At 59.1% G+C, this 16,780-nt stretch carries 13 protein-coding genes and 1 tRNA gene; 5 read left to right on the top strand and 9 right to left on the bottom strand.

Annotation, left to right across the window (positions count from 1 at the left end; translation table 11 throughout):
- Positions 1-38: 38 nt before the first annotated feature.
- Both SZ64_RS09350 and SZ64_RS18260 read right to left on the bottom strand, forming a co-directional pair.
- Positions 39-3,254 (bottom strand): type ISP restriction/modification enzyme, encoded by a 3,216-nt coding sequence (locus tag SZ64_RS09350; protein ID WP_054530573.1) that lies wholly within the window; start codon positions 3,252-3,254, stop codon positions 39-41.
- A 640-nt stretch (positions 3,255-3,894) separates the two neighbouring features.
- Positions 3,895-4,767 (bottom strand): restriction endonuclease, encoded by an 873-nt coding sequence (locus SZ64_RS18260; RefSeq protein ID WP_082384501.1) that lies wholly within the window; start codon positions 4,765-4,767, stop codon positions 3,895-3,897.
- Between the two features lie 400 nt (positions 4,768-5,167).
- Between SZ64_RS18260 and SZ64_RS09340 the strand changes: the two genes are divergently transcribed.
- From SZ64_RS09340 to SZ64_RS09330, 3 genes are all read left to right on the top strand, one after another.
- On the top strand, positions 5,168-5,848 hold the full coding sequence (locus tag SZ64_RS09340; RefSeq protein WP_082384735.1) for a recombinase family protein: 681 nt from the start codon (positions 5,168-5,170) through the stop codon (positions 5,846-5,848).
- Positions 5,849-6,573: 725 nt separating this feature from the next.
- Positions 6,574-6,834 carry a hypothetical protein gene (locus SZ64_RS09335; protein ID WP_156313596.1) on the top strand — a complete coding sequence of 87 codons (261 nt, stop codon included), beginning with the start codon at positions 6,574-6,576 and terminating at the stop codon, positions 6,832-6,834.
- A gap of 2 nt (positions 6,835-6,836) precedes the next feature.
- Positions 6,837-7,334: a hypothetical protein gene (locus SZ64_RS09330; RefSeq protein WP_156313595.1), complete on the top strand. Its 498-nt coding sequence runs from the start codon at positions 6,837-6,839 to the stop codon at positions 7,332-7,334.
- A gap of 441 nt (positions 7,335-7,775) precedes the next feature.
- On the opposite strand, the gene SZ64_RS09325 is transcribed toward SZ64_RS09330, so the two are convergent.
- The 3 genes from SZ64_RS09325 to SZ64_RS09320 all read right to left on the bottom strand — a co-directional run bounded on the left by SZ64_RS09325 (position 7,776) and on the right by SZ64_RS09320 (position 10,998).
- Positions 7,776-9,920 carry a hypothetical protein gene (locus SZ64_RS09325; RefSeq protein ID WP_156313594.1) on the bottom strand — a complete coding sequence of 715 codons (2,145 nt, stop codon included), beginning with the start codon at positions 9,918-9,920 and terminating at the stop codon, positions 7,776-7,778.
- A gap of 317 nt (positions 9,921-10,237) precedes the next feature.
- Entirely contained in the window at positions 10,238-10,396 is a 159-nt protein-coding gene (locus tag SZ64_RS18920) for a hypothetical protein (RefSeq protein ID WP_241773016.1), read from the bottom strand.
- A 311-nt stretch (positions 10,397-10,707) separates the two neighbouring features.
- Positions 10,708-10,998, bottom strand: a complete 291-nt coding sequence (locus tag SZ64_RS09320; RefSeq protein ID WP_162225098.1) for a hypothetical protein — start codon at positions 10,996-10,998, stop codon at positions 10,708-10,710.
- An 897-nt stretch (positions 10,999-11,895) separates the two neighbouring features.
- On the opposite strand from SZ64_RS09320, the gene SZ64_RS09315 reads away from it, so the two are divergent.
- Positions 11,896-12,378 (top strand): hypothetical protein, encoded by a 483-nt coding sequence (locus SZ64_RS09315; RefSeq protein WP_054530566.1) that lies wholly within the window; start codon positions 11,896-11,898, stop codon positions 12,376-12,378.
- 3 nt (positions 12,379-12,381) lie between these two features.
- The gene (locus SZ64_RS18255; RefSeq protein WP_082384500.1) at positions 12,382-12,732 is read left to right on the top strand and encodes an excalibur calcium-binding domain-containing protein; all 351 of its coding nucleotides are present in this window, start codon (positions 12,382-12,384) and stop codon (positions 12,730-12,732) included.
- 164 nt (positions 12,733-12,896) lie between these two features.
- Here the strand turns inward: SZ64_RS18255 and SZ64_RS18250 are convergent.
- The 4 genes from SZ64_RS18250 to SZ64_RS09290 form a co-directional block, all read right to left on the bottom strand.
- Positions 12,897-13,960 (bottom strand): IS630 family transposase gene (locus tag SZ64_RS18250; protein ID WP_193391501.1). Its coding sequence is split into 2 segments (ribosomal slippage): positions 12,897-13,466 and positions 13,469-13,960, totalling 1,062 coding nucleotides; the frame shifts between segments, so codons are not numbered across the junction.
- Positions 13,961-13,984: 24 nt separating this feature from the next.
- Positions 13,985-14,572 carry a hypothetical protein gene (locus tag SZ64_RS09300; RefSeq protein WP_054530565.1) on the bottom strand — a complete coding sequence of 196 codons (588 nt, stop codon included), beginning with the start codon at positions 14,570-14,572 and terminating at the stop codon, positions 13,985-13,987.
- Between the two features lie 143 nt (positions 14,573-14,715).
- Positions 14,716-16,545 carry a DUF6538 domain-containing protein gene (locus SZ64_RS09295; RefSeq protein WP_054530564.1) on the bottom strand — a complete coding sequence of 610 codons (1,830 nt, stop codon included), beginning with the start codon at positions 16,543-16,545 and terminating at the stop codon, positions 14,716-14,718.
- Between the two features lie 121 nt (positions 16,546-16,666).
- A tRNA-Leu gene (locus SZ64_RS09290) sits at positions 16,667-16,753 on the bottom strand.
- Positions 16,754-16,780 lie beyond the last annotated feature (27 nt).

The raw sequence follows: 16,780 nt of genomic DNA, 5'->3' as shown, positions 1-16,780 counted from the left end.
AGTCCACGCTTCCGGCCTGCCCTGTGCTGCCGGTCGTGTTAGTCCAGCGGCAGCTCGATTTCCTTCATGATCCGGTCCGTCTCGGTCAGGATTTTGATGATTTTCTGGTAGTGGCGGATGTCGTCCCAGCCGAGCGTTCGGCCCTTGCGGTCTTTCAGCCATTTCTGCGCGGGCTGATAGCCGCCGATGTGGAATTCCCATGCGATGGCGGGCACATGGCCAAAATACTGGTGAGAATTGATCCACACCTTGCCTTCCGCAAAGGCGGGCTTCTCCACCTCGCCGCTGCCGTCCCCTTCGAAGGGATAGGGCGTATCGCCGATGGCCGCATCTTCCATCAGATGCAGGCGGCGCAATTGCTCGCCTTTCTCGCTCACAGCCCTGAACACTTCGGGGGAGGGCGGGAAGGGAATGCGCGGAAAGTCGATTTTCAGGAATTCGGCATAGGTCGCGCGATAGGCCGGGCAATGCAGCACGCCATAGATGTAATCGAACACCTTCACTTCATCGGGCCGGGCATCGCCCGTGGCGCGGCGAAAGGCATCGCTGCCATCGGGCGTGGTGGACGGGCCGGAGAGACCGGCCACTTCGCGGATGCGGGCGTAGAGATTGGGTTCGAAGTTGACCCGGATGGATTGGTCTAGGGTGCCTTCGTCGGGGTAGAGGTAGAGGGGGGCTAACGCGTTGACCTCTTTGATGCTCAGCGTGTGATGGGTAATGGGGAAGACGCAAGCGAAGAAATCCGCAAACTTTCGATCTCCCTCAACCGTGCGGGTGTAATTGCATGCCAGATTGGCACCGCTCATCAAATGGCGCATAACCTCGTTTCGAGGATAGCACTGAAAACCGCGCGATTTTCCGGTGTAGAATGTCCAGCGGATATCGAACGGGCGATAAGCGATGGGCACCAGGCGGGATTGGGACAAATTTGCTGCCACATCGGCTTTCGCGCCGCTGACCGTCCAATCACGAACATCTTTGCCGAGATCATAACGGGCGCGCAGAGTTTCACTGTCTGTCTCCGAAAAATCCAGCACCCTCTGCCAAAGAGCATCCCGGTTCATGTCGATTGTAAGTTCATCTCGTGCGGTGACGATACCCACAGAGTTGACGGGCATCAGCTCCGCCACGGAAAAGCCCTTGGAATATTCCTCTTCCACATCATAATCGCGTGCCAAAAAGGGATATTGCGGGGCCTTGTGTGGCAATACGGTGTGGGCCAGCCCTTTCAGCGGGCTTTCCCAAAGCGCATTGCTCTTCGCCTCGCGGCTTCCCCACAGTTCACCGTGGCGGACTTCCGCCAGCGGTTTTGACGCCTTGCCTTCATGCTTGTGTTTTACTGCTACGATGATGGCCACACCCTGCATGATGTCGAACACGTTCTTGTCGGGCGAACCGTCAGGGCTGACCTCTTTCTTCTTCGAATTGCCGTGAAGGTCGATCACGTAAATCCGGTCAAAGCTCCGCATCAAATGCCAGCGCATGCCCCGGAACGTGGGATTATCCAGATAGCCGTGATTGGTGATGAACCCCAGCACACCTTCGCCGGTCTTCTCGATCATGTGTTCGGCGAAGCGGATGAACTTCACGTAATCATCATTGATCCATTTGGGATTGCGTTCCTGCAGTTTTTGCTGGCCGCCGGGTTCTTTTTTGTAGGCATCCATCAGGCCCATGATCCAAGGGCCTTTGTTCTCGCTCTCGCCCGAATAGGGCGGGTTGCCGATCACCACCATGATGGGGGTCTGCCGCTTGATGTCGCTGGCGGCCTTGGCTTCCTCGGCAATGGCGCGGGAAAGGCCGAACAGGGTTTGGTCCACCCGCTCGCCTTCCTCCAGCGAATTGGTGAGGTAGACGCCAAGGCGGGGCGGGTTGGCCGATGGCTTATAGCCAAGCCCGGTCAGGATCATGTCCAGCTTCATGTGGCACATGGCATAGCTGGCCATCAGCAGTTCGAAGCCGTGGATGCGGGGGATCAATTCCTGTTCGACATAATTCGACCATTGGCCGGGGGCGACGCCTTTCACGCGTTCTGCCACCAGCTTCACCACTTCGGCCAGGAAGGTGCCGGTGCCGGTGGCGGGATCGAGAATCTGCACCCGGTGGACCGATTTCCTGATCGTGGCGGGCTTGCCATCCTTGCCGTGCTGGCCGGTATCCCAATCGATAGTGATGCGGCTGGTATCGGCCAGCCCGTCCGCCAGCCCGAATTCACCTTTCAGCACATCGTCCACCGCACGGACGATGAAATTCACCACCGGCTCGGGCGTATACCAAACACCCCGCGCCTTGCGCTTTGACGGGTTATATTCGGCCAGAAACACTTCGTAGAAGTGCAGGAAGGGATCCTGTTTAGCGGATACTTTCCCGAAATTGCGCAGCACCTTCGCCATGTCTGTGGCGCAGAACACGTTGCACAATTCATCGATCACCCGGCGCAGGCGGTCGTCCAGATTCGGCCCCGCAATGTAGATGAACAATTCGCGCAGGAATGGATTGGACTTGGGCAGCAGGTCCAGCGCTTCGGAACGGGTGAAGGTGGCAGGCGATTCATCGTGCAGCCGGGCCGCAAACAGGCCGTAGGCAATGGTTTCGGCATAGATGTCGGCAAATTCCTCGACCGTGATGTCGTGGATCAAGTTCGCCTTGAATGCCTCATACTGGCCGACGAGGTCCGTGATGCCTTTGCCTGCCTCTTGCGCCTTGAAGTCCGCCACCAGAGCGCGGCCCATGATGTCCTTGATGATGGCGGCCTTGCCCGCCATCATTTCCGCCAGCCGCTTGGACGATGTGATGCTCAGCGGGGTGGTGGTGGCGAAATCGCGCAGCCGGTTTTCGAGTATGGCGAAACTGTCAGTGCGCGCGGGCAGGCCGGGTGCCAGTTCTGCGATACTGACAAAGTCCAGCACTTCGCTCTCGCGGATAAACTCGAAATCCAGCCCGTTGGTGTAGATGAGGTTGGGCAGGCCCTTCTTGTAGCGTTCCTTCTGCGCCTTGCTGTAGTCTGTTGAGGCGAACTTGCGGACATCTTTGCCCAAGTCCTTTGCCTCGCACCAGCCAATGGCAACATCCCCGCGATTGAACACGAAATCGGGCGCGCCAACGTCGGTCAGATGCTTGGGTTCATTGATGACGGTCAGCGCGGGATCGATCGATGCGAACAGCCGAGCCAAAGCGGGCCGGAAGCTATGCTCGGTTGACTGTCCGCTGGCATAGAGCGCCCGGATTTCAGAAAGATAGCCCGCGATGTCCATTGATGAAACTGTCCCCCAATCGGTGCGCGCAAGGCTAGACCGGCTAACGGCCAGCGCCAAGATTTTCCTGGATCATTAGGGGATTTGCCCTGTTTGAAGCGGCTGGAGGGCTATGGGCATGTGAGCTTTTCGTGCGTCACTTTCCATGCTTGCCAAGCGCCTGCGCGCTTGTTCGATCATGGCGCAGGCGGCATCGGGGCACTTGCGCGCTTCGGCTAAGCTGGCTTCAGGACAGGCACCCCGCGCCAGCCGCTTCTCCTTGCCCCCAATGATACCCCCAAATTAGGCGAATTACGGGGAGACAAGTGCGCGTGCCCAGCGGCAAACTGGCACGACAAGTGGCAGTTTCCTGCCACCTCGTCGATACATTGGGGATACCTTGGGATAGGTAAATGGTGCCAGAAGAGGATTGGCCTCAGAAGGCCTAAAACTCTAGGGTTTCTGCGGTTTATCCCTTGCGCTTCAGCTCTGTTTTGTACCTGTTTTTGTACCTTACGCAACCCGTGATAGCGATGTGAGTCCTAAACAGGGACTCGAATTGTGGCAGAGGTGGGGTGAGCCTTGGATAGCCTTGAAGCTTGCCGCGCGGAAACGGCGTGCCAGACTGTCCAAGCGAGGGTTGCGCGGCTGCTGGGGCTGCCTATTTCTTGCCGGGCTGATTTACCTTGTCGGGGACAATATGGAACGAGATGGAGTGGTCTTCGTTCCGCATGGCCACAATATGGCCGGGCAATGTAGTGGGAGGAAATTCCCCGCTGGCAATGTCGTAATCTTTTCCTCCGCCACTGTACTTATGCAGTGTGAATGGGGTAACCGTTTTCTTCGTAACATAGCTGGTCGCAATCTCGATAAAGTCGAAATCCCAGTGCCTTCCCTCTTTGTCCCGCATCTTCCAGCCAGAAAATTCTGCTTTGACCTTGACGGGAATTGTCTTGTCGACGATGGCCTCGGGGTTTTCAGAGTAGGGGATACTGGAAAGGGCAGATTTAAGGAATTCCTCCTTAGAAATTTCGTTTCCTGCGCTGTCGACCAATATATTTCCTGCCTCAGGCGGCACCTCTGGAAAGAAATGAATTTGGATACTTACTGGGCCAAATTTTCTTACAAAATGCTCAAGTGCCGGAGGGAGGAGCCAGTCAAACCTATCTACTTCGGTGAGGTCCATGCACTGAATGCCCAAGGCATCTGCTTTGCGACGAGCAGTGTTGCGGAAACCTGTCGATGAAGCAATTACTTTGCCATTGGCGCCAGTCCGGTCGCATTTGTGAGCAAATGCCTCTACATCTGGAACGCCAACTGGACGAGAGCGGTCGCGGCATTCAATCGCGGTTACCATTTGATGGTGGCCATGATCCCAAATAATTAGGACGTCATGTTCGCGGGGCCTCCCCGTGTCGCGATCAATAAGGCGGCGGCTAGGTGCCTCGATCTTTGCGCCGCTTGTGTCTAATACGCGCTCAAGGGACGCGATGAGGCGTTCAAGTTTCTTTCCCGGCCTGTCAATCTTAGACATGTTGCCGGACTATACCATGGCGCATTTGTCTTCCCAATATTACCAATTTTAGATTTCCACGGTGGGCGCGAACCTCGGCTGTCAAACAACAACTAACAACCCGCCGCTTTAGCTGCCTTTTGAAAACCGAATGCTCGCAAGCGTCGGGGGAACCCTCCGAACCCGGAAAGGGGACCCGCTCGCGAGACAATCGCCTTTGCCCTCCGCTTCCGTCCCACTCTCTCCCGTTCCGCGTCACGCTTCCCGGCTACGATCTACCGTGCGGCGCTGTCTCCCATATGTCCGCGCTGGGCGAGCGGTTGGGCGCGAACGGTGGGGAGATTGGTGGCCTGAACATTGCGCTTGCCACTCCATACAAATCGGACTAACGGACGTTACGCAGTTGTGTATGAGGCAGAGCATGTGCAGGGTTGTCGCCTATTATCGCGTTTCAACTGAGGGGCAGGGGCGCTCAGGGCTGGGGCTTGAAGCCCAGCGCGAGGCAGTGTCCAGCCTGTGCAGTTCGCGAGGCTGGCAGATCGTGGCAGAGTTCACAGAGGTTGAGAGCGGCAAGCGTAGCGACCGGCCCCAACTTCAGGCAGCGATGCACAGGGCCAAGGTGACAGGCGCAACCCTTGTGGTGGCGAAACTGGACCGTCTCTCGCGTAGCGTTGCGTTCCTGTCCGCCCTTCAGGACAGCGGCGGGCGCTTCCTTGCTGCTGACATGCCGGAGGCGAACGAACTAACGGTGCATATCATGGCAGCGGTCGCACAGGCTGAGCGCAAGGCCATATCCCGCCGCACCATTGAGGCGCTTGCAGCCGCCAAGGCGCGGGGGACGCGACTGGGCAATCCCAACGGTGCCGCTGCGCTTCGGAGAGCCGCCAAGGGCAATGTTGCCGCAATTGAAGCGGTGAAGGCTGGCGCTGCCGAGCGGGCGACGGACCTTGCGCCTGTGATTGCCGATATTCAGGCCACCGGGGCAACGTCGCTTCAGGCTATCGCCAGCGAATTGAACGTGCGGGGGATCGTGACGCCTCGCGGGGGCAAGTGGCACCCTAGCTCTGTGAGAAACCTATTGGCACGGCTGTCTGCCAACTAGTGGATCGGCACCTGTGCACTGTGACGATTTTCGTAACCTATGCCATTGCAGGCTCGACGCTGCTGAGGCACTATGGCGGCATGGAACGGTGAGCGGTGCACACTCCCTTTTGGAAGGGGGGCGGGGTTCTCAGGCCGTCGCGCTCACCGTTCCTCCGCACAGGGGTGGATGCCCGCGCGGATCGCCTACCGCCAATATAGCGGCACTCGGGGCTACGCAGAGAAATACTTTTCCCCCGCCTGTCCCCAGTTGAAGGTCCCGGAGGCCTTTGGGGCCGCCGTTTCTCTCAACTCCTAGGCATAGTGCGTTTACCGGGAATCCGGCGCAAGACCCTAAATTCTGGATTCACCATATATTACACCGTCAAGACTCGGTGATTTAGGTGAGCAACACGGCGCGACGCATGGTCAAAGCTCGGTCGGTGTGCAGCGCAAGACTCAAAATGAATCCGGGCAAAAACTTTGTTGTGAAGTTTTATTTTTCAGGGCTTTGAATCAATCGAATCGAGAATTGCTCAGAGGTGGACGCGATACTCTTCTGCTCAGTCCTCCATATTTTTCCGAGTCGCACCTTTGCTTTGATGTCACTCATAGCTTGCTTCTGTCATGCTTAAATCCTTCGTTCTCAGGCGTGTGAATGTCCCAAATCGTGGACTAAATAATTGAAAATCATAGATTATATGGATTCACAGGGTCTTGGCTCTGTGTCATCAATGGGGCGGGGCAATGGTGCCCCATACAGAAAATAACGGGGGCCTTGTGGTTCATTTGGATTTTGAGATTGCAGCCGAAGGCTATGGGCTGCTGAGCGTTGCCGACATGGGCGAGGGCGGCCTTGTGCTTTCCCAACAGAATGAAGCGGGCAAGGTGGAGCAGGTGGCAGTGAGCCGCGAACAGTTGCTTGCGGCACTGGCCAGCGTTGCGCCACGTTATGCCGACGCGAAAAACACAGAGCCGCATGGTGACTGTGCGATGCTGGATATTTGAGAGTGAGTGCAATGGGAGACCTGAGCCTTTCGGACGTGTCGCGGGCGCTACGCCTCCGCCAGCCTGTCTTGCGACTGGATGGGCGGGCGGTATCGTCTGAGGCACAGGCTCTCGTCTCCCATGTGCTGGATACGATTGTGTTGCCCTCCCTGCCTCCCCAGCGTCCCACTAGCATCGCGAACATGCGCAAGGCCGTGGAGGCACTGCTTGCCGGTTTGCTTGCGGCACAAGAGGCCGAGTGGGGCGAGGGGTGGCGTAGCCGTCCGTTGTCCAATGGGAGCTTCACCGGGGAGACGGTGGGCCGCACTCAGTTCCTGAAGGTGCTGGGGGCTTTGGAACGGGCTGGAATGCTAGACCGTGTGGGAGGCTTTCGTGGCCGTGACGCTGCCCAGACAGGAAAGCCGGGGGTGGACACACGCCTGAGGCTGACCGGGGAGGCACTGCGGATCGCTGAGGGCTTTGGGGTGGCGATTGGTAACGTAGGGCAGCATTTCGGCTGAACAGACTGCTGAGAGACCCTTGAAGGGAGACAGGAATGGGAGACCCAAGCAATGACTGGGAAGGGTCTTTCCTTTTCCACTCAGGCCCTACTTTAAGTCTCCTATAAGATTATCCTCTCTGTCTCCTATTAGTGAACTTAAGTGAGCTTAAAGCAATCTGCACGTCCCCATCCTGTCCTAACGCTATTCTAGGACGAAAAGTCCCCCGCCTATCGGTCCAGCGTCACGCGGTCCGCAAGGCTATTCGCCCGCCCTCGCCTCCGCTGGCCGTTAAGCTGGACCTCAACGCGATAGCGTCCAGTGAGCTGGCCGTTCTTTCGGTCTGGGTAGATGGAGGTCATTGATATGCCTCTATTTTGCCCTCAGGAGGCTGCTGAGAGTCGATAGGGGTCTGCCGGGCACTGGGCCTAGCAAAAGACGTTTCGACTCTCAGTGACTCTCCTAGCGCCTTATAGGACGTAGGGGCCTTTGGTGCCTGATTTGGGCCACGAGTGGAGACAGCAGAGACCGAGCATAGTCTCGCTGCTCAGGCCCCAGCCGGTCTAGGGCGTCCGTAGCGATGGCTTGGGCTTCCTCGCGGCTGGACGTGTTGCCGATAGCCGCCAGAGCGGTGGCAATGGTCTCCCGGTCAGTGTCCGCCAGTCCCTCGCGGGAACGAACAGCAGACAGGGCGTCCGTCACACGCTGCTGATTTGCGTTCGCTGTGGCCGTGTAGGCGAGAGGGTTGCGGACCTGCGAGGATGGCGACCGGAGCCGTTCAAGCTCTGCCCTGATTTCCTCTGACCGCTTCCTGTTCGCGGGAGTGATCCACTCGCCCACGTATCCCTCGGGAATCTCGCTATCCCGGATGGGGACACCATCGGACAGGGTCATGCGCTCAGGGTCAACCGTGTCCAGTTCCTTGAGCAACTCAGCTTCACGAGGCAGCAGGGGGCGAGGCTTCCACTTGGGGTCTCGCGGGAATCTCCCGCTCTCGGCATAGGACCCCAGCCGGTCAATGAGGGCGTTGCCTGCATTGCCAGCGGTGAGCTTGGAAGGGTCCGAAAGGTAGGCCTCAAACTGGGCAGGGGAGATAGCCCCATCCTTGAGGGCGGCTAGTGCCCCAGCGTCCTGCTCGGCTGGCCGTAGGCCCGTGCGTTCGTAAATCAGGCCTCGCCATCCACCAGAGGGAGTGACATTGTCGCGGGCGTTGCGAATAGCGACCTTGCGCCCTTCAGCCTCCAAGCGGTCAGCTTTCGCCTTGGCCAGATAGGGGGCGTCCAGAGCCTCAGCCATGGCGCGGGAGAGACCGCCTGTGTCGGTCGGTCCCTTTGCTTCCATCGCTGTAGCGACATCGGGCAACTGGGCGAAGCGTTTGGCATTGGCGGCAAGGTCAATTGCGTCCTGTGCTGCTCGCCCTTCGGAGCGAGAGACAGCCGCGCGGCCCAGCCGTCCGCCGATAGCTCCACCAAGCGGACCGCCAGCCTTCCAGCCTGCCGTAGAGCCGAGAGCTTCCGCGAGGGCTTTGGTGACGCCGTTGCTGCTACCGGACGTTTCGGAAACATAGGCGCGAAGGCGACGGGCCTTTTCGATCCCGTCCGCTACCGCTTCACCGGCTGGGGTGCCATCGCGTAGCGACTGGACCTCAGCGTCGGACAGCAGGTGGCGGCGGGCCATTGCGGACTTCAGGCTGGCCTTGAGGGAAGGGGGGAGGTCCAGAGTGCTAATCTCGTCTGCCGGGAGATAGCTAGCTTCCAAGTCTGAGACCCTATTCAGCAGTGTGGAATGCTGGCCCTTGGAGAGCTTCCGCTTGGCCCCGTCCACCATCATGGTCTGCACAATCCGGTCCAGATCGTCGGCAACCTGTGCATCTGTAAGGACGTGGGGATTTGCAGCCTGCTCGCGAGCAAATTGGGCGTCCGCCAGCTTGGGCAGCAATTTGCGAGCTACGGGGCTGAGGGCAGCGTTCCCGGCCTTCGCAGCACCATGCAGCGCAACGCCTCCCACGGCACCTGTGGCAGCGCCATAGGCGGCACCGTCTAGCCGTTCCAGCGGATTGCCTTCGTCAGAACCGGCACCGTATGCAGCGCCGTAGACCGCGCCAGTCTTTGCGGCAGACTTCAGCTTGCCCAGAGCGCCAGCGGCCTTTGCGGCCCCACCGGCAGCGCCAGTAATGGGGACAAGACTGCCGCCTACTGCCCCAGCGCCATAGGCCCACGGGTGTTCGTCCTGGGCTGCTGCCAACAAGTCTCGATTGTAGCGAACATTGGCGTCGTATGCGGCGGAAAAGCCATTGCCGTCCCACACGGTCTTGCGACCATCGCCGGGAATGAATGCCCCCAGCCCAGCGTCTATTTCATCGCCAAAGCCGAAAGTGAGGGCGTCGGCAAAGCCTAGAACGCCAGCCTCAAATGCAGACGTGCGGTCAGCGTTGGGCGTCTCGTCCAGCGGGTAGCCGTCCGGGGTGAGGCCCTGCCGGGCGCTGGCGGCTTGCTGCTGCTGATATGCTGCCTCTTGTTGAGCCAGCCACTCGTCTGAAAAGTGGGGATTGGAGACGACTGGGCGAGGCGTTGCGTTGTCGATAGCTGCCTGTCCTGTGTCCACCACGGGGGAGGCAGGGGCAGCGGGAGGGGCCTGCGGAGGCTGAGGGCGCTGAGGCGAGCGACGGGGACCGGCAGAGGCCATGATGTCAGCCACAACAGCGTCCTGTTGGGCAGGGGGAAGCGATAGGAACGTGTCGTCAACTTCAACACGTCCTACGCCTTCAATCTCAATGATTGGCATAGGTGTTTTGGGTTCCAATTGGATATTGCCCCCACGGTGCAGCGTCCGGGGGATAGTGTGCGCACATGGTCGGACGTGCGGGGGCATTGGGGAAAGGGTCGCCTACAGAATGCAGGGCGACCAAAAGGGTTAGGTGGTGCTCAGGCGAGCAAGTCCGCCTTCCACTGGCGTATCCAGCGACAGCCGGACGAATATGAGACGTTGAAACGCTCGCCTAAGGCCGTGCCGGTGCAGCCGGTCGCAAGCCAGTAGTCGCGGGCGTCTTTGTGCCGTTCGGAATAGCGCGTGGCGTTTGTCACGCTCTTGTGTTCGGAGCGTTCAAGGGGGCGAAGATGGCTGGGCTCAGCGCATAAGCGGTGGCGACACAGGTGGTCGCATTCGAGACCCTCAGGCCATTGCTCCCACCCCCGATGGGCTCGGAGAATGAAGCGGTGAAAGGGTTCCTTGAGTTTGCGCCCCTCTACGGTCCAAGTCTTGTGGAGATACCCGTCTGTGTTCGGCTGATGGGAGACACAAACTTGGCATGGCTTCTCAAGCTCAGGGTTGGGCGAGGGTAACGCTTCAAAACGCATGGCGCGGGCTTGGCGAAACGAACGGCAGAGAGGGTCTGTCATACCATCCCCGCCAGATCGGCATGGTAGTGGCGCAGCAACTTTCGTGCGGCTGCTAGTTTGTCTGCCTTCGCGCCGCCCGGAGCGGCTAGGAGCGTAAGGGCGGCGACAGTGGCGTTCGCCCCGTCAATGTCAGAGCGGGGAATGGTGCCATTGGCGATTAGGCGTTCCACGAGCCTTTCGGCTGCTAGGCGGGCCGCGACCTTTGCCGCTGCTGCATCTTCGGCACTCCACCCTTTCGGGCCGCGAGTGCGCTTGTAAGCACGGCGCATGTTCTCAGGGCGGCGCATAGCCGCAAGTTTCTTTGCGTAGGCGCTTCGTTCTTCGGGCGTCATGTCGTGCCACACGCCGCTGTAGCGTTTGCGGTCAGTCGGCGGCTCAGGGGCGAGAGGCGTTGGGGGTGGAGGCGTTGCAGGGTTTTCGAGTGCTTTGGCGACAAACTCCGCGATAGTTGCGGGGTCCGCGTCGGACGCACGGTTAGAGGGACGGCCCTTACGTGTTGGGGCCGCGAATGATGGCTTGTTCATGGTGGTGGTGTTGGGTCTGGGATTGGAGAATGCGGAGGCGCCGAACGCAACACGTTGCAGGCGGCTCTGGATATGGGGGGGTTTTATTCGGTGGAGTGCCGAAAACGGCGAAAATGTGCCGGTCTCTGGATATGGTGGTTGTTTATTCCAGAGGGGGGCGAGCGGAGGATGTTGTTGCGGTTCTGGATATGGTGGCCCTTTATTGCAGAGGGTGACGAACGGAGGGCGTTGTTGCGGTCTCTCTCCTAAATGTGGCGGTATATTCCAAAACGTGCGCAACACGTGCGCAACGCTTTGAAAATATTGCCTTTTTCTAAGAGAGCAATTTCGGTGCAATATCAGCCCCTTGGGCGGCATTTGGCCTTGGCTACATAGCAAGCTATCAATGTTGATCTTTGGGTGAAACGCGGACCCGATTGACTCACGGAGACACCACGCCCACTTCCGGCCCCTCCAAGGAGACGAAACGCCATGCGCTGCGAGTGGGAAGACAGAGACGCCCCAGACGATAAGGGTATCTACGTGGAGGCGTTCGCGGTCGGTTTAATGGTATTTGTGGCCCTCATCTTTGGCGCAATTACGTGCTGGGGCTTCCTGTTCGGTTAGCGATTTAGTCACCGCTTCCCCGGATAGCTGCGATAGTGATTGCGAGGGGGCAACATGAAACCGAGAGCCATCTTTGGTCTGTTGGCATTATGTGTGGCGACTTCAGCCGCTGGCCAGTCGGACTCCAAACGCTTTGATTTGGTCTGTTTGGGGGGAGGCGCTGCGAACAAAGCGACCTACGCTCAGGCGAACGCATGGGACAGCAATGGCGGCTATGCGTCGGCCAATGTCGTGGGGAACCGGAGCGTTCCTTTTGACGATCAAGTGAACCTCTGGATTGAGGGAGGCGAAGGGCGCATTCGTATGCCTCGCGCCATGCTGCCTGTCATTCGTGGGGGCGAGGATGGGTGGTTCAAAATCAAGTCCATCAAGATTGGCGAGAACGAAATCACTGCCTCTGTGGCCGTGAACGTGATGAACAACCCTAAGCTGCGAATTGATCGGCTGACTGGCGCTATCAGTATCTCAGGGAAGGCGGGCGACTATGTCGGCACCTGCCAGCCTTACGATCCTAGCACCGTCCAGCGGAGGTTCTGAGCTATGTGGAGGCAGAACGTCTCAAGGTGGCTAGGGGCAGCGGCAGGCCTTGCGCTTGTAGCCATAAGCAGCCCAGCGCCGCTCAGTGCCCACGGTGGGGGTCTCGCTGCTGACGGTTGCCACATGGACCGCAAGACAGGGACCCGCCATTGTCACAGGGGGCCTAATGCTGGCGCAACCTCTGTGCCCAAGCAGAGCCTGCGGGGTAGCGGGAACGGTGGTGGCAGTGGGCGAGAGGTCTACTATCCCAACTGTTCAGCAGCCCGTGCGGCTGGGGCCGCGCCTGTCTATCGGGGCCAACCGGGCTACGGGAAGCACTTGGACCGCGATGGGGACGGGAAGGGCTGTGAGTAGCCTATGCCGCAATAGGGGCGTCCGGCTTCACGAATTCCACTTCAAACTTCTCTCCCAACGTCACTTTTACGGCAACAGCAGTGTCCGCCAAGGCCTGCCGGGCAGTGGCGGAATCCTCGACAACGCGTTCTCGGATTTGGCGAACTAATACCAACCTGCATTGATCATGACCCACGGGCCCATTTGCGGCGGCCGATGGTCATGATGCGCCATGGCTGATCGGTGAGCTTGTTCCACGCCTCGCAGCAGTGATCGACGATGTTATCGTGGGAGGTGAACACGCGGTTGGAGAGCCAGTTGTCGCGCATAAACTGCCAGATGTTCTCGACGGGGTTGAGCTCTGGGCACTTGGCTGGCAGCGCGATGATGCTGATGTTGTCGGGCACGATGAGCTTTCCGGTCATGTGCCAACCGGCCTGATCCATCAGCACGACCGCGTGAGCGCCGGGGGCGACGGCGAGGGAGATTTCGGCAAGATGCAGGGACATCATCTCTGTATTGCAGAAGGGCAGAACAAGGCCGGCACCCTTGCCCTGCTCGGGGCAGATCGCGCCGAAGATGTAGGCCGATTTCGTCCGCTGATCCTTGGGCGCTGATGGCCGGGTCCCGCGTCTGGCCCAGCGCCGCGTGATCTTGTTCTTTTGGCCGATCCGCGCTTCGTCCTGGAACCATATCTCTATGGGCGTGCCCTTGGGGAGGGTTGCTCTGACCTTTGCCAGCTCGGCGGCAAAACCCCCTTTTTGAAGGCCTCCGCGGCGAGTTCGTTCTGGGCATGGTGGCGAGGCCGAGCCGTGAGCTTGACGTAGCCCAGCTTCTTCAGTTCGCGCGACACGGTGCTCACATCGAGCGAAACCGCAAACTCATCATGAAGCCACTGCACCAGATCGATCAGCCGCCAGCGCACGACGCCATGCACCGCCGGGATCGGACCACGCTCGACAACCTCCAGAAGCGCGCGGCGCTGAATATCATTGAGCCGGGATCGAGGACCGGGTGCCTTGCCATCCAGAAGGCCATCCGGGCCACGGGTATTGAACCGGACCACCCAGTCTCGCACGATCTGCAGACCCACCCCGCCGATCCGCGCCGCCGCAGTCCGGCTGCCACCGTCGTAGATCTCGGCCAAGGCTAAAAGCCGCCGCGTCTGGTTCGCGCTCTTCGACGCACGCGCCAATCGCCTCAAGGCAGCGCCATCATAATCATCACGCAAGCCGATCGCTGAACCCATCAAACTACCCTCCAGAACAGGGCGTCATAGATTCAGACTTTCAGGCTCTTGGGAATCCCCATCGTGAGTCAGCGGCCGCACAAGTTGGTATAAGTCGTCTAGTTCTGCCATTCGCGGCGCAACTACGGCATAGGCGTTATCGTTTAACGCAACTTCGCCAACCATCCCATTCATTTGCGCGGGTAACATGTTCGTAAGTTCTAACCGACGATTTGCATATAGAGAGAATATGTCGACGCTAGAGGCATGAATTGCATCAAGAGATAGTACCCTGTTGAAAAGTGAAAAATCTCCTAGGCCGAGCAAGTAGCCCATTTCGTCCGATGTGAACGCGACTTTGTCAGGGCCATTTGCAATGGCGCGGAGTGACTGCCAGCCGACCGCCAATTTTGTTTCTGTGGCCCTTTCCTCGCACTCCGCTACGTGCTTGCGGAAGCCGTCTAAATCGGTAGAAATTCGCATGAGCTTAAATATCAGGGAACGGGCTAGGCCTTTGTCCCGCTCGGCTTTGTCGGCCTTGCCTTGAAAGTGCTGCAATGACCAAGTCACCCCACCCCCAGCAAGTGCGCCGATAACTGCCCCTACCACTGCTGCCCAGAATTCATTGTTCATGCAGGTCCCCCTGTTGGCTTTTCGCGATGCTGGACAACGCAATTCTAATCCAAACTAGAACTAATTACAGGGCGGTCGTGGGTTTTTTAGTGACAATCCTGAATGGGTTAGGCCGTTGTCAGACGGCTCAAACAAGCGGAACCTTAAAGGGGCGGTACTTTCCAGCGCTTAACGCCCCTCAGGTCCAAGCCTTCAAAGCGTAGCTTCTCGATCTCCGCACCATAGGGTGAGCGGTCACCATAGGTCCGCGTGGTGTTACCCCCACGGACAGAGTGCCCGGCAAGATAGGAGATAGCTTCATCTGACACGCCGGACGCCCGGAGTGCGGTCATAAAGTTGTGGCGGAACTCTCGGGTCTGCCGCTTCCCTTCGGGGATGGCACCGTGTTCGCGCACATAAGGGCCCCACCATCTGCTCCAAGTGTCATGCAGGCCCTTGGAGGTCGCGCGTAGCTCGGGAAACAGGGCGACCTCTTTTCGCTCTCCAAGCCACGCCAGATAGGCGGGCAGGCCAAGGTCTATGAGTGTTTGCGGCACTGGAAATTGCCGTTCGCCGGTCCCATGCCGACTGGTCTTGAGGTGCCGCTTGCCGATGGCAGGGTGTTCCCCTTTGTCTGTGTAGAGCATGTGCCACTTGCCTGCGCTGTCCTGCCAGAAATCGGAGACGATAAGCTGGGCAATCTCACCGGGCCTTGCCCCTGTGAACAGTGCAAGTAGCGGTATCCAATACGCGGCTTCTCCCCGCCCCTGCTTGGGGCGTTCGCCGCTTGTGAACACGGGGAGCCGAAAGACGGCATTTAGCTCTCCGGTGGTGAGCGGCTGCCCGCCAGTCTTATGCTGGACCTTCACGTCATGGCCAGCGAAGGGATTGGCCATATTCTCAATGAGCCCGCGTTTCTCCGCCTTGTTCCAGATGGCTGAGAGGGACCCCAAGTGCTGCCGCACAGTCTTTCCAGCGATACGGGCCGCCTGAGCGTTGCCCGCATATCGTTCGACAAGTGCAGGGAGGGGAAGCCGCTCCATTCGCTTGGGAAGCCCACGAGGGCGCTGGGAAAGCAGATTCGACCATTCGGAGGCCTTCCGCCGTGTGATGTCACTGCAAGGTATCTCGCCATACACTTCCCGCCAGAACCTGAGAGCGGTATTCCATGCCTGCTCCGTAGCCTTGCCGATGGGAGCCACCTTATTGGCAAACAAGCGTTCGGCCAATGAGGTGAGAGTGTGGCCCGTTCCAGATGCACTCCAGCGCACTACATCCCTCTCGGGGGAAGCGGACGCGGGGGCTACTGGAATCTCAATCGGTTCAATCTCTTCGCCGCTGTCAGTGAGGCGTAAGAACTGGACCCCCGCCGCTATGTCTGCCCTGATGAGGGCAAGGCATAGATCAAAGAAAACGGTAGCGTCCAATTCCGCTGTAAGCGCAAACTCCGCGAGCAGGTTTTCTCCGGTCTGACCTTCGGCGCTGATAATTCCTGCCCTGTCACCATCGCTAATCAGCTTGCGCCAGTGGGACAGGAGGTCCGGCAGCGCTTCGCGGACCCTTTCGGAATTGGTCCACGGAATTGCCCGGCCCGCCAACTCTGCCCCCACCTTGTCCATGAAGGCGAAGGGAGCGAAGCGCCATGCGGAGGCTGCAAGCCACTCGCGTTGATCGTCTGAGGGATCGAAGTGGGTCTCAGTGAGGTTCTTGCGGAGCCTATGGGCGTAGGTCTGCACGAGGAACCCAATGTCGGAACTGGCAAGCTGGCGACTGGTGCCGTTGGCACGCAACTGTGCCGCTTCCACGATCCTCTCATATTCGGCTTGGGCCTCAGCGAAACGCCGTGAGGCTTCCCGGTCATGCAGGGATTTCGCGCCGAGCGACCGCTTCAACTGGCGGGGTTGTTTGGGAATGAAGGGGCGCAACTCGTCCGGGAAAGCGCGGCGGAATGACAGCCGCCCGGTCCGGGGATCGCGCTGCAAGTGCTTGGTCATTATGCCCACGATTCGACGCCTCACTCGCGAGGCGTTTTGTACCGCCTCTTTGTACCGTGAAGCGCCCGTAAACAACGGATTTCAGGGGACTTTCGCGGATTTCTGCCATCCGCGAGAGTAATGGTGCCCAGAAGAGGACTCGAACCTCCACGCCCTTGCGAGCGCCGCCACCTGAAGACGGTGCGTCTACCAATTCCGCCATCTGGGCACGGGCCGCTTCGGATGCTTGATCCGC

The sequence above is a fragment of the Erythrobacter sp. SG61-1L genome (assembly GCF_001305965.1).
Classification (GTDB): domain Bacteria; phylum Pseudomonadota; class Alphaproteobacteria; order Sphingomonadales; family Sphingomonadaceae; genus Andeanibacterium.
Note: the sequence above shows the minus strand (reverse complement) of the source record. Positions and strands in the feature narration are given on the sequence as shown.